At 38.1% G+C, this 12,677-nt stretch carries 15 protein-coding genes; 7 read left to right on the top strand and 8 right to left on the bottom strand.

The genetic code is table 11. The features are described from left to right. Positions 1 to 36 precede the first annotated feature (36 nt). Genes MHB40_RS03900 through MHB40_RS03890 form a run of 3 tightly spaced genes read left to right on the top strand, consistent with a single transcriptional unit; the run spans position 37 to position 4,801 of the window. A complete protein-coding gene (locus MHB40_RS03900) occupies positions 37 to 1,467 on the top strand; it encodes an ABC transporter permease (protein ID WP_342442517.1) in 1,431 nt (476 codons plus the stop codon). Positions 1,468 to 1,480: 13 nt separating this feature from the next. Continuing rightward, positions 1,481 to 2,977, top strand: a complete 1,497-nt coding sequence (locus tag MHB40_RS03895; RefSeq protein ID WP_342442516.1) for an ABC transporter permease — start codon at positions 1,481 to 1,483, stop codon at positions 2,975 to 2,977. A 12-nt stretch (positions 2,978 to 2,989) separates the two neighbouring features. Next, the gene (locus MHB40_RS03890; protein WP_342442515.1) at positions 2,990 to 4,801 is read left to right on the top strand and encodes an ABC transporter substrate-binding protein; all 1,812 of its coding nucleotides are present in this window, start codon (positions 2,990 to 2,992) and stop codon (positions 4,799 to 4,801) included. A 648-nt stretch (positions 4,802 to 5,449) separates the two neighbouring features. Here the strand turns inward: MHB40_RS03890 and MHB40_RS03885 are convergent. Beyond that, positions 5,450 to 6,031 (bottom strand): phosphatidylglycerophosphatase A, encoded by a 582-nt coding sequence (locus MHB40_RS03885; RefSeq protein ID WP_054549790.1) that lies wholly within the window; start codon positions 6,029 to 6,031, stop codon positions 5,450 to 5,452. A gap of 113 nt (positions 6,032 to 6,144) precedes the next feature. Here MHB40_RS03885 and MHB40_RS03880 point away from each other — a divergent pair, with 113 nt between their 5' ends. The 3 genes from MHB40_RS03880 (at position 6,145) to MHB40_RS03870 (ending at position 7,895) form a co-directional block, all read left to right on the top strand. After that, entirely contained in the window at positions 6,145 to 6,864 is a 720-nt protein-coding gene (locus tag MHB40_RS03880; protein WP_342442514.1) for an alpha/beta hydrolase-fold protein, read from the top strand. 83 nt (positions 6,865 to 6,947) lie between these two features. After that, positions 6,948 to 7,463 carry a YjcG family protein gene (locus MHB40_RS03875; RefSeq protein WP_205441425.1) on the top strand — a complete coding sequence of 172 codons (516 nt, stop codon included), beginning with the start codon at positions 6,948 to 6,950 and terminating at the stop codon, positions 7,461 to 7,463. A gap of 3 nt (positions 7,464 to 7,466) precedes the next feature. Next, complete coding sequence (locus MHB40_RS03870) at positions 7,467 to 7,895, top strand: GNAT family N-acetyltransferase (protein ID WP_205441423.1); 429 nt, start codon at positions 7,467 to 7,469, stop codon at positions 7,893 to 7,895. A gap of 120 nt (positions 7,896 to 8,015) precedes the next feature. Here MHB40_RS03870 and MHB40_RS03865 read toward each other — a convergent pair whose 3' ends face one another. The 6 genes from MHB40_RS03865 to MHB40_RS03840 form a co-directional block, all read right to left on the bottom strand. Further along, the gene (locus MHB40_RS03865) at positions 8,016 to 8,264 is read right to left on the bottom strand and encodes a stage VI sporulation protein F (protein WP_141904781.1); all 249 of its coding nucleotides are present in this window, start codon (positions 8,262 to 8,264) and stop codon (positions 8,016 to 8,018) included. 130 nt (positions 8,265 to 8,394) lie between these two features. After that, a complete protein-coding gene (locus MHB40_RS03860) occupies positions 8,395 to 8,568 on the bottom strand; it encodes a YjcZ family sporulation protein (RefSeq protein WP_205441421.1) in 174 nt (57 codons plus the stop codon). Between the two features lie 65 nt (positions 8,569 to 8,633). Next, entirely contained in the window at positions 8,634 to 8,993 is a 360-nt protein-coding gene (gene spoVAE, locus MHB40_RS03855; protein WP_205447265.1) for a stage V sporulation protein AE, read from the bottom strand. 16 nt (positions 8,994 to 9,009) lie between these two features. After that, positions 9,010 to 10,005: a stage V sporulation protein AD gene (locus MHB40_RS03850; protein ID WP_342533971.1), complete on the bottom strand. Its 996-nt coding sequence runs from the start codon at positions 10,003 to 10,005 to the stop codon at positions 9,010 to 9,012. Beyond that, on the bottom strand, positions 9,999 to 10,454 hold the full coding sequence (gene spoVAC, locus MHB40_RS03845; protein ID WP_205441410.1) for a stage V sporulation protein AC: 456 nt from the start codon (positions 10,452 to 10,454) through the stop codon (positions 9,999 to 10,001). The genes MHB40_RS03850 and spoVAC overlap by 7 nt, the downstream gene beginning before the upstream one ends. After that, on the bottom strand, positions 10,455 to 10,859 hold the full coding sequence (locus MHB40_RS03840; RefSeq protein ID WP_342533970.1) for a YhcN/YlaJ family sporulation lipoprotein: 405 nt from the start codon (positions 10,857 to 10,859) through the stop codon (positions 10,455 to 10,457). A 133-nt stretch (positions 10,860 to 10,992) separates the two neighbouring features. Here MHB40_RS03840 and MHB40_RS03835 point away from each other — a divergent pair, with 133 nt between their 5' ends. Further along, a complete protein-coding gene (locus MHB40_RS03835; protein ID WP_004230953.1) occupies positions 10,993 to 11,517 on the top strand; it encodes a CotY/CotZ family spore coat protein in 525 nt (174 codons plus the stop codon). Between the two features lie 742 nt (positions 11,518 to 12,259). On the opposite strand, the gene MHB40_RS03830 is transcribed toward MHB40_RS03835, so the two are convergent. Then, a complete protein-coding gene (locus MHB40_RS03830; protein WP_342533969.1) occupies positions 12,260 to 12,601 on the bottom strand; it encodes a hypothetical protein in 342 nt (113 codons plus the stop codon). Positions 12,602 to 12,677 lie beyond the last annotated feature (76 nt).

The raw sequence follows: 12,677 nt of genomic DNA, 5'->3' as shown, positions 1-12,677 counted from the left end.
AATGCTGAATATTTTATTTACGTTTGGAGGAAATGCATGGTTACTTCAAAAAATCATTTAAAACCTGAGAAATTTATTTTCTTTTCTACGGTTTATCAAAAACTAATGCATCAAAAGCCTTATCATCTCATTCTTTTTCTTTTAAGTATTTTAGTTCACCCTTTTACATACTTTATCTATCGGAAAAGAAAACATTCTAACACTTATGATCAGGCTTTTGCATTGCGTAGTCAATACTATCTAGAGCATGGGCTGGTTGCACAATGGCAAAAAGAATTTGAGCAACAAGAAATAGCAAAAGCTACATTTTTTAAAGATGCTGTATTGGAGTCACAAATTCAGGCAACAGCCAAGCAATTAGCTCAAAGAAAACTACAACAGCTAGTGGATCAAGATTTACAAAAAGAGGGCATACAACAACTATCCTATGACCAATTTTTTAATCAGCAACTAACAAACAAACGTTTTGTAGCCCTTACCTTTCTACCAGCTGTTTTATTTTATGTAGTACTGATCTTATTTGCGAATCCATTTCTGCAATTTATCATTGAACGTATTTTACAAAGCTTCATTGTGATTGTTGGTGTGGCTACATTAGTGTTTACCATTTTATATTTATCACCATTTGATCCAGCAAGAAACTTACTTGGAGTTGAAGCAACACCTGAGCAAATAGCAAACTTTAATCGCATTCACGGTTTGGATCAACCTTATTTATCGCAGCTTTGGAACGCATTATCTGGCCTATTTACATTTGACTTAGGTACATCCTTTGCAGGTAAAGAAGATATAACACACAGCATTGCTACAAAATTCCCTGTCACACTTGAAATAGCCGTGTTGTCATTGTTAATGGCTATCGCCATAGCTATTCCAGTCGGTATTATTTCAGCTGTTCGTCCAAATTCATATTTGGATTATACATTTATGTTCATTGCTTTAATCGGCTTATCCATTCCAAGCTTTTGGCAAGGTTTAATTTTTATTTTGACATTTGCTCTAAAGCTACAATGGTTTCCAGCCACCTATAACCCTCATAATTGGTTATCGCTCATCATGCCCATTATCGTCTTGGGAACATCCATTACAGCATCCATTGCTAGGATGACAAGGTCGAGTATGCTTGAGGTGATTCATGAGGACTACATTATTACTGCAAAAGCAAAGGGCTTAAATGAATTCAAAGTCATTTCAAAACATGCCATTCGCAATGCCATGATTCCGATTATTACGGTGATTGGACTTCTTTTTGGGGGTATGTTGGGAGGCGCATCTGTAACAGAAAAGGTATTCAACATTAGTGGGATTGGCAGCTATATCGTCGATAAGCAATTTATCCCTGATATTCCGGCCATTCTTGGCGGCGTTGTTTATATCGCCATCACCATCTCGATTGTCAATTTATTTATTGATATCATGTATGCCTTTTTTGATCCACGCATTCGCTCGAAAATGAAGAAGTCTTAAAGGAGGATCACCTGTGAAAAACATCTTACATGTCAAACTACTTTTGAAGATTACACAGGAATATGTCAATTCTCATTTTACTTTTGTCTTTTCCTTACTGTTTTCTTTACTATTTCTAGCCTATAGCTATAATTTTTCCAGCAATAGCTGGCGACCTGTGGTTCTGCTCTTTTTTGTTATTTATGCCATTACCACGGCATATGTTGCCTTCGTCAATTTACGAATTAAAAAGGATTTAGCAAAGCATGGTGACATTCAAAAAAGCACTCGAATGTTTGGCTATCCCCTTTTAGTAACGATACTGTCAGGCAATATTTTTTCGACATCCTTTGCATTTATGCTTGTGTCAAAAAGAAAGACTGCAGAATATACTTTTGCTGCTTATGCCTTTATCACACAACTATTTATCTTAGGTATTGCAGCGTTGAATTTATTTAAGCCATATGTAACAGATACCTTTTTACTGGCAATGGGCGTTTTTTTGGTACTCTCGCTTCTTTATATCGTGATGGCCGTTTTATGTACAAAATATGTCACAGCAACTGAGGCACCAAAATGGATGCTCATTCCAGGTATTGTCCTGCTATTGGCCACTTTCACTGGTAATCTATTTGCGACTTTACTAGGATATAGCCTTATTCAAAAGGCTCGAAAGGCTAATCCATCTTCTATTGAGAAGTGGCAAAAAATATGGGAAAAGATTTTACGCAATACGATGGCTGTGTTCGGCTTATTCTTTATTATTTTCATGTTTTCGTTGTCCGTTACAAGCTCTTGGACTTTTGACTATGACTTCGCTACGGAAAATAACTATGGAGCATTGCTACAAACACCGACATTAGAATATCCACTAGGTACAGATAATTATGGCCGAGATTTATTTTCTCGTATTGTATTTGGAGCACAAATATCGTTAATCGTCGGATTTTTCTCAACGATTATCCCCGCAGTTATTGGTGGAGCATTAGGAGCATTTTCAGGCTATTATGGTAAATCCACTGACAATATCATCATGCGGAGTCTCGATATTTTATATGCCATTCCTGGGATATTGTTAGCCATTGCAATTATCGCCGCTTTTGGTGCTAATACGGTGAATCTCATTATTGCACTTAGTGTTGGGGCAATTCCAACCTATGCTCGTACAATGCGGGCAAATGTTATGCAGCTTGCCAATTATGAATTTGTAGAATCGGCTAGAGCTTTAGGTGCATCTGATGCTGCTATTATTTTCAAGCACATTGTTCCCAATTCTTTAGCACCCATGATTGTGAAAGCAACATTAACGATTGGCGGAGCTGTTATTTCAACAAGTAGTTTAAGTTTTTTAGGGCTAGGTATTGAGCCGCATATTCCCGAATGGGGCAATATTTTAAAAGTTGGTAGTACGTACCTGGAGACACATTCATATGTCGCTATTTTCCCAGGTCTTTGTATTATGCTTCTTGTCCTCTCCTTTAACTTCTTAGGAGACGGTTTACGAGATGCTTTAGATCCAAAAACAAATTAATCGGAGGTAACTATGAAGAAATTACTTGTATTTTTATTCGTTGCAGTACTAGCTTTAGCTGGCTGTGTACAAACAAAAACTGACGTAGAAGGCAGTAAAGATTCAAAAGATAGTGACAAGAGCAATGGCAAGATTGCCATTGAAGTATTAGGAATGGCAGCTTCTGAAGAAGATATGAATATTGTACGTGACCAATTAGTAAAAAATGGTTTTGACGTAAAGCTAAATATTCAACCAGATTACGGTTCTTTCTCTGCTCAAAAAGAAGCAGGTAACTATGACCTTGCCCTATCAAGCTGGACGACAGTTACAGGGAACCCTGACTATGCTGTTCGTGGTTTATTTAAAACTGGCGGTGACTACAGTGTGGTGGCAGATTCAAAATTAGATGCATTAATTGATGAAGCGAGCACATTGACTGGTGAAGAAGCAGCAGCCAAATATAAAGATTTAGAGCAATTATTAGTATTTGATCAGGCTTATATTGCGCCTTTATATATTTCCAATAAGTATCAAGGGATCTACTCTGAACTAGTAAACCCTAAAACAGTTCTTTTACCAAAATCTCGTGCACAAGTTTGGGAAAAAATCGAATTTAATGATACATCTAAAAATGCAACAGAACCTTTAATTTTACACCAAACAATCAATTCTCTTACTTCACTTGACCCAATTAAAGGGAATGATGGTTCAATCAACACATTAAACACAAATATGTATGTTCGTCTTGTTAACTTAACAGACACAGATGAAGTTGTTTCAGATGGTTCACTATCTTATAACCATGTAATGGCTGAAGGTAATCAAGAATATTACTTCATTTTACGAGATGATATCCACTTTGCAGCTGTGAAAGATGGTGCTGCTGTTGATACGGGGGAATTAGTGTCAGCTGAAGATGTAGTCTTCTCATTAAATCGTGCAAAAGATGCTAACTCAGTACCAGATCACCGTACTTATAGCATTCATGAAAATATTGAAACAGTGGAAATCGTTTCAGATTTAGCTGAATTAAAAGATAAAAAAGTATCTGGCTCTGAGCAATCCGTTTTAGATGCATTATCTCAAAGCCTACCTGCTTCTGTAGCTCAGTTAGCAAAAGAAAAAGGTACTGTTAATAATGCGGCAGGTGCATACCAAGTTGTTAAAATTACAACACCTACACCTTTCCCACAAGTATTAAATTATTTAGCACACCAATCTGGTGGTATCGTGTCTGAAAAACAAGTAACAAGTATTAATACGTATGATGTGGCTAACTACAACCCTGACAAGGACATTGCCTATGGTGATCAAGCTACTGTAACAGAGGGTTCAGCAACATTCAATAACCAGCTATATGCAAGTGGTCCTTACATTTTAGTGAAGAAAAATGATTATGAAGCACAGTTTGTGAAAAACCCTGCATATCGTGCTGGCAGTGAATACGAGCCAAAAATTGCTAAAATCAATGTCCGTTTCATCTCTGATGTTGATAGTGCCCTATCTGCATTACGTAATGGTGAAATTCATGTTCTTCAAACAGTACCAGAAACGAAACTGGATATTGTAAAATCAGATGCTAAATTAACATTAAATACGGCAGATAGTAATGCTGTTTCCTACCTACAAATGAATACATCTGGCCGTGCAGTTTCTGATTCAGCAGATTTACGTAAAGCAATTCTATACTCTATTAACCAAGACGAATTTATTAGCTATTACCAAGGCAATAAAAAACCAGCTGTATCTACAGTCTCTCCATTAGTTGATACTGGTTTAAAACTTGAAGCAGATAGCGACAAGGTAAAAGAATTTGTAAAAGCATATAACGATAATAAGTAGTACAAATTAGAGCCTTCTCAAAATTTGAGAAGGCTCACATGTTGTTGAAAAAAGATCATGTTAACGGCAGAAAAAGCAACTTTGCAAGTGAGAGGTTGATTTCCGTTCCGCCAGCGTCCTTTCCAGGGGGCGTCCGATGAGCCGCTTCACTCACTTCCGTTCGCTCCAGGGTCTCCTCTGTGACGCTACATCCCCTAGGAGTGACGCTGGCTCCACTCCAATCAACCATTCTGCAAAAGTGTCTTTACTTTTTTCATAGCAGCATAGCGATTAAATAGCCCATTATCTGTATTCTTAGAGAGAGGATAGGCTCTTATTTTCAATGTGGAGAAGTGACGCGTGACAACACCTCCTCCTAAAGAGTAGTGAACACCTCCACTTTATGTGAAAACCTTTGCTAAAAAGATTACGTTTTTTGGATTGGAGTGGAAGGCTACTTGACTCCCGTGGGATAGCGAGACAGGCGAGCCCCTGCACGAAGCGGTAGCAGAGGAAGCGGCTCGGCGCTCGCCCACAGGAAAGCAAGTAGCCTGTAACGGAAATTCATTTTCACTTTTCACAAAAATTCTATTGATTGTTTTGTTTTTCAACACTATGAGAGCCTTCTCAAAATTTGAGAAGGCTCATTTTTAATAGTAGAAACTCATTTTATATTTCATTATGTGATTTTGGTTTTGGCCCTAGCTCTTCAGGTTCGATATCAGCAAATGTTTCGCCTTCCTCTTCTAAATCACGCATACGATGTGCAATACGTGAAGCCGCTGAAGCTGCTATACTACCAACCAAATCATCTAAGAACGTGTTGACATGATGTCCAGGTTCTGTATCTAGTTTTTTGATAATCCCTATTTTTTGCTTGTCTAAGTGACCAAAAGTGGTAACGGCAATGCTGCCATATGTAAAAACAGATCCTAGTGCGATTGTTTCGTCTACACCAAATAAACCTTCATCTGATTCGATAATTTGCTGTAGTGGTGAAGATAATAATTTCTTCTCTGCTAATTCATCTAATTCAATTCCTACTAATAAAGCATGTTGTACTTCTCGCTTACGTAATACACGTTCAACAGAATGAACACAATGCTCCAGTGTTAAACCTTCATTATAGGTTTTTTGCATTTCGTAAACAATTTGCGCGATATCCTCTATCGCTACACCTCTACGAATTAACGCGGCTTGAGCTGCCTTTGCTACTTCGTCAGAGTGCACACGAATACTTTTATTATGCATAATTAACCCTCATTTCGATTTTTATTGCTAGTATAATGCTAGCCCAACCTATTATACCTTTACTTACGTAATATGGTACAATTTTGTTACAAACATAAGAAGGAGTGTCATCATTGGATAAGGGAACAGTACAGGATTTAACATTTTACAGTGAGTCATTACAGGAGGAATTACAGCTCTATATTTATGTTCCTGCAAATTATTCTCCACTATATAAATACAATATTTTAATCGCATCAGACGGTAAAGACTACTTCCAACTTGGCGGTATTACAAAGCTAGCTGATGAACTGATTGATGACTATGAAATCGAAAATTTAATTATTGCATTTGTTCCTTACAAAGACATAAAAGATCGACGACATAAATATATTCCGAGCGGTGAGCAACATGAAGCCTATCTTCGCTTTTTAGCACATGAGCTAGTACCGTATTTAGATCGTGAGTATGCCACTTACCAAATGGGTATGAGTCGTGGAGTGATTGGTGACTCTATGGCTGCTACAGCTTCCTTAATGGCTGCTTTAAAGTACCCAAGCATCTTTGGCAAAGTCATTCTACAATCACCATACGTTGACGCTGATGTGTTAAAGGCTGTTGAAAATTTTAAAGATCCAGGGTCCATTTCTATCTACCATATTGTCGGCAAAGGCGAAGATCAGGTTGTGACAATGGATAAAACCATCAAAGATTTTTTAACACCTAATCGTCAATTGCATGATCTCATGATCAGTAAAGGGTTTACTACATTTTATGACGAGTTCGATGGCAATCATACATGGAAATATTGGAAACCAGATCTTCGACGTGCATTAATCGAAAATTTCAATTAATATTAGGCGATTCAAATTACGAAAACTGAAATTTCTGTTATACTTAATTAGAAAAATTGTTTATTTTCGGGAGGTAATGGACTATGAAGTACGGTATTGTGGCATTTCCATCAAAAAAATTGCAAGATTTAGCGAACACTTATCGCAAACGATACGATCCTCATTATGCGAAGATTACACCGCATATGACATTAAAGGACAGCTTCGATGCGTCTGAAGAAGAGATTCAAACCATCGTCAAGCAATTAGATGAACTTGCTGCTAAATATGCACCTTTAAACATTCATGCATCTCGCATAAGTTCGTTTTTCCCTACAACAAATGCGATTTACTTCCGCATTGAACCAACAGAACAATTAGCAGCATTCCAACATGCACTTCAAGACAGCATCCCTAAAGGGGAAATGAAACATGTATTTGTTCCTCATATTACAATCGCTCAAAAAATGTCAGCCTCTGAGCATGACGATATCTTTGGACAATTACGCATGACAGGCGTTGATGAAAAAGATACAATTGATCGCATTCATCTTTTATATCAACTAGAAGATGGTTCATGGACAACATACGAAACATTCCGTTTATCTGGAGCTGAGTGATTGTTGTATAACGTAAAAATTGTTGAAACAAAGCAAGAACACGATGATGCCTTTGCTATTCGCAAAAAAGTGTTTGTTGAAGAGCAAGGTGTTCCGCTTCATCTAGAATGTGATGCTGAGGATGCAACTGCAACACATTTCATTATGTATGATAACGATGAGCCTGTAGGAGCAGCACGTTTACGCAGTATTGACAACAAAACAGCTAAAATTGAACGTGTTTGTATTTTACAATCTCAACGTGGTAAAAAATTGGGCGCTTTAATCATGAGGGAAATGGAGAAGCATGCCATTTCTATCAATAAAAAAACCTTAAAACTTCATGCACAAAGCTATGCTATTCCCTTCTACGAAAAGCTAGGCTTTACAGTTACCTCACCTGAGTTTATGGATGCAGGTATTCCACACCGTGCTATGGAGAAGAACATTTAATGAAAGGGTGTTACGATATTTACAATGTCGTAACACCCCTTTTTTAAGAGACGAATTCGCTTGCCACCATTTATCTACTCTATCGTAACAAGCAGCATTGCCAAGTAGATATGCCATGCGCTACTTCATCATTCTAGTGATTTTATCTAAATCTAGTGATGCGCCATCTTGAATAATAGATTGTACTAATTTATCTTCTAATTCTTGCGTAATCGATCTGTTAGATATTTTAGCAACACGTCGTACAATTTTTCTTACTTGTTTTTCACTGGTAAAATCCGCATGTTGAATGGCATTGGCTAATGCGAAGATTTCATCCATCGATACACCTGTTTTTTTCTCAATCGAATTAAAAAACGAGCGATGCATGTTTTCCCTCCTATCATTAAAACTCAATATGACCTTGCATCTTGCACGAAACATTTCGCAAATGGTGGAGGCCTTAACTTTATTTAGCATTTCCTAAATAAAAGCTAAAGCCTTTATTATGTTCATCAAATTAGATGTAAGTAGCGCCAACAATAATTAATAGAATGAATAGTACAACAATTAGAACAAATGTAGAACCATAACCATAGTTGTTGTTGCCTCCAGAGTATCCTCCGCAATAGCTATTGTTCCACCCACCAACGTTAGTTCCATACGGTTGTGAGCCCCAGCCTTGGTATCCCATAAAAGCACCCCTCCCTTCTACAACCTATAATATGTTTCGGTCGTAAAAATGGGAGGGGTATTCGTCTAGTCAATATTTCCTTTTGGTCTAAATATTAATGCACCAATAAAGCCAAACACGATAGCAGCACTGATTCCTGAGCTTGTTACTTCGAACATGCCTGTTAATACGCCAACAAGTCCATGCTTCTCTGCCTCTGCTAGGGCACCATGGGTTAATGAATTCCCGAAGGATGTAATGGGTACTGTGGCTCCTGCTCCAGCAAAATTGATTAGTGGCTCATATAAACCCATACCATCTAATATGGCACCGAGGACAACTAACGTACTTAGTGTATGCCCTGGTGTTAAATTGCCAACATCCATTAATAATTGGCCTATGACGCAAATAATGCCTCCAACAATAAATGCAAATACAAATGTCATAACCATGTTTTTTGCCTCATTTCATCGTAATTTCTATCGCATGTGCCGTACATGGAATTGTCTCGCCTTGCTGATAGGACAGAGGAGATAATAACGCCCCTGTTGCTACTAGTAATACACGCTTATAGCTCCCTGCACGCATTTGTTGAATAACATAACTAAAAAAAACAGCTGCTGAACAGCCTGCTCCACTTGCACCCGACTGGAATGCTTCATCCTGTCCATAAAATTCGGCACCTGCATCACGCAATAACGTGAGCTCTTCATTTTTCACGCCATTTTCAACAAGCATTCCTTTCAATAGCTTTAACCCAAGCTGTCCCAAATCACCTGTTAAAATTAAATCGTAATGATAAATTTTTTGGTTTCTTTGTTGTAAATGAGATTGAATCGTTTGAAAGGCAGCTGGTGCCATCGCTGCACCCATATGGAAAGGATCATCCATACCATAATCAACGGACTTGCCAATTGTTGCCGCTTCTATTGAAGGATACTCCTCGCGATGCTTCCCAATTAGTGCATATCCAGCAGCGGTTACAGTCCATTGAGCTGTTTGTGGTTTTTGCGCTCCATAATTGATGGGATAACGAAATTGACGTTCAATTGCATTATGTTGACTGGAGGCACCTGCTAATGAAAAATTAGCAGCACCTAACTCTGTTAACAGGCATGCAATAATGACTGAAGATACTGATGTGGCACAAGCCGAAAATAGTCCAATAAAGGGGATTTCTAAATCTCTAGCGGCAAAATTAGTCGGTGTCATTTGATTGACTAAATCCCCACCCATCAAATAGGCGATATCACCTTTTTGTACGCCCATTTTTTTCATAGCAAATTCACAGGCTTCTTCGATCATTTTGCGATGCCCCTGTTCATTTGTTTTCATTTGCCAACGTTCATCATCATAAACAGAGTCAAAATATTGACTAAAAACACTCCGATTCTCTAAAGGACCTGCTACCACTCCACCTGCTAAAAGAGAGGGCTTCGATTGAAATACAATTACCATGAAACCACTCCTATCGTCACAAGGATGTATTTAATAAGCGCTACAAAAAACGCGGACACTACACCAAATAAAACAACCGACCCTGCTAATTTAAATAAATTTCCGCCGACTCCCAATACTAACCCTTCTGAACGATGCTCGATCGCCGCCGAAATAACGGCATTCCCAAAGCCTGTTACTGGTACTGCCGATCCTGCTCCAGCAAATTGACCAATTCTTTTATAAAGACCAAGACCCGTCAAAATCATGGCAAAGAAAACCATCGTTGCAACAGTTGGATTTCCTGCTGTTGCCTCCGTAAAATTGAAGAAAATAATATAAAAAAGAGACACAGCTTGACCAATTGCACAAATAAAACCGCCAACGAAAAAGGCTTTTGCTATATTTTTTAAATAAGGGGGCTTGGGTGTAACATTTTGCTCTAACTGTTGATATTGCTCTTTTTCCATTTATGTCTCCTCCTTTGCAAGCTCTATTAGTTCTGTAATTTTATCGCTCAATTTATTATCTTCCACTTGATCCTTTTTTATTTTATTGGCTTCATAAAAAATTTTATAATCAGCGGAGACAAACACATCCTTGTTTGGATATTTCTCTTCAAGTCTTTTTTGCAACTTTTTCTCTAGCTTAGTCTTTTTCCACTTTTTCCATGGTTCAATTTGTACTGCAACAAGCATACTATCGTCATATTGGATAACCGTCGAACGATCAACATAGTCTTCTTCTTTTATAAGGGCTTCGACTTCACTTTCATTTTGCGGCGACCCATAGACAATAAATTTTTCCTTTTCAGCACAACCATTTAACAGCGATAAAACAACTAAGAGCGGTAACGTCATTCCTAGTAGCCTCAAGTTTTACCCTCCTTTTCTTTACAGTTTCTCCACACATAAAAAAACTATTCATTCAAAGATATACACAAAAGCCCGAGTCCAGTTTTCAAAAGTACATATTGTAGAAGTAGTAACAAGGAAAGGGGGTGACAATATGGGTTGTGGTAAGCCAACAAATCCTATTGGACCAATCCATTCAGCAGGCTGCGTTTGTGACGTAGTTCGCGCTATTTTAGATATTCAAAATCAAGCGGTGCGAGATGAGTGTTCTCCATGTACAGCTAACTGTTTCTTAGAGCCACTAGGTGGGATTGTTAGTCCTGCACGCTCTCAAGCAGATACACGTGTATTCATGTTAATTACGAAAGATGGTACTCCTTTCAAAGCATTCTTTAACTCTCCAACAGCAGATCCTTGCATTTGTACATCCGTATTCTTCCGCGTAGAAGATATGTTTGATGAATGCTGTGCTACTTTACGTGTTTTAGAGCCATTATGTACATTTGACTCTAGTGAAAGTACAGTAGACTTACTAAGCAAAGACGGTTGTTGTATAAACATGAAGAAAATCTGTAAAGTAGATGACTGGAGCTCAACTGATAGCTGTATTACTGTAGACTTATCTTGCTTCTGCGCTGTACAATGTATCGCTGATGTTGACTTAGGGATTTGTGACTAATTCTTTCACCTTTGACACACACACATAAAAAAAGTGTACGGCATCCTCTGCTGTACACTTTTTTATGGTATCGGAAAACAAAACCATTCATAGAATTTTTGTGAAAGGAGAAATGGATTTCCAAATTAAGCGAAGGTGTGCTAGTGCCATTTTCTTTTTTCAGCAACATGAAAAAAGAAAATATCACTAACAGAAAAAGATCTTTTAGCAGGGTGAGAGGTTGATTTCCGTTCCGCCAGCGTCCTTTCCAGGGGGCGTCCGAGGAGCCGCTTCACTCACTTCCGTTCGCTCCAGGGTCTCCTCTGTGACGCTGGCTCCACTCCAATCAACCATTCTGCAAAAGTGTCTTTTCCTCATTTTTCATACTAGTGGTAGCGATCAAAATAGCCCATGATTTGTATGATTAGAAAAAGGTTAGGTTTTTGTTTTCAATGTAGAGAAGTGATGAATGACAACACCCCTCCATAAAATGAGTAGTGAAGACCTTCACTTTATTTAAAAACCTTTGCTAAAAAGATTACGTTTTCTGGGTTGGAGTGGAGGGCTACTTGACTCCCGTGGGATAGCGAGACAGGCAAAACTCTAAACGGAGCGGTAGCGGAGGAAGCGATTCGGCGCTCGCCCACAGGAAAGCAAGTAGCCTGCAACAGAAACCATTTTCACCTTTCACAAAAAATCTATTGATGGTTTTGTTTTTCAACACTATGAAAAGGTGTACAGCATCCCCTGCTGTACACCTTTTTTATAATGTTGGCAATTTTCTTCCACGCCAAAGTATTTGCTGTATATCTTCAAAATGAATGATTTCCTGTATTTTTAATTCTAATGATGTAAGCATTAAAGAATCACTCTGTACATCTGAAGCAGTACCAGTTAATTTTCTACCATCCTTTAAACAAACTAATAATGGCTGATAGGCTCTCTGACGAAATGGCTTTTCTAAAAATTGGAGCTGTTTCAGTAAATACGGATCTATTTGTACATCATCTACTGTATCATTTTTTTCTTCAGCCGTTTGCTCATCGAACATATTGTCCTTTACATATACAGATGTACTTTCATCCAAATCAAGTTCATGTAACACCTTAGAAATATTCAAAAAATATGATGGTGACTTTATAAACAAGCGTGGTTCTTGATCCACTTTACTCACTTCCCTT

Source organism: Lysinibacillus sp. FSL K6-0057, assembly GCF_038630885.1.
Classification (GTDB): Bacteria; Bacillota; Bacilli; order Bacillales_A; family Planococcaceae; genus Lysinibacillus; species Lysinibacillus fusiformis_F.
The sequence above is the reverse complement of the archived record's forward strand: the minus strand, read 5'-3'. Positions and strand labels throughout refer to the sequence as shown.

What these genes read in the sequence shown, in the direction of transcription:
- MHB40_RS03885 (WP_054549790.1), bottom strand. Translation starts at nt 6,031, where the DNA reads ATGCATAATAAAAGTATTCGTGTGCACTCTGACGAAGTAGCAAAGGCA.
- MHB40_RS03835 (WP_004230953.1), top strand. Translation starts at nt 10,993, where the DNA reads ATGGGTTGTGGTAAGCCAACAAATCCTATTGGACCAATCCATTCAGCA.
- MHB40_RS03860 (WP_205441421.1), bottom strand. Translation starts at nt 8,568, where the DNA reads ATGGGATACCAAGGCTGGGGCTCACAACCGTATGGAACTAACGTTGGT.
- spoVAC (WP_205441410.1), bottom strand. Translation starts at nt 10,454, where the DNA reads ATGGAAAAAGAGCAATATCAACAGTTAGAGCAAAATGTTACACCCAAG.
- MHB40_RS03900 (WP_342442517.1), top strand. Translation starts at nt 37, where the DNA reads ATGGTTACTTCAAAAAATCATTTAAAACCTGAGAAATTTATTTTCTTT.
- MHB40_RS03850 (WP_342533971.1), bottom strand. Translation starts at nt 10,005, where the DNA reads ATGGTAATTGTATTTCAATCGAAGCCCTCTCTTTTAGCAGGTGGAGTG.
- MHB40_RS03875 (WP_205441425.1), top strand. Translation starts at nt 6,948, where the DNA reads ATGAAGTACGGTATTGTGGCATTTCCATCAAAAAAATTGCAAGATTTA.
- MHB40_RS03865 (WP_141904781.1), bottom strand. Translation starts at nt 8,264, where the DNA reads ATGCATCGCTCGTTTTTTAATTCGATTGAGAAAAAAACAGGTGTATCG.
- spoVAE (WP_205447265.1), bottom strand. Translation starts at nt 8,993, where the DNA reads ATGACATTTGTATTTGCATTTATTGTTGGAGGCATTATTTGCGTCATA.
- MHB40_RS03890 (WP_342442515.1), top strand. Translation starts at nt 2,990, where the DNA reads ATGAAGAAATTACTTGTATTTTTATTCGTTGCAGTACTAGCTTTAGCT.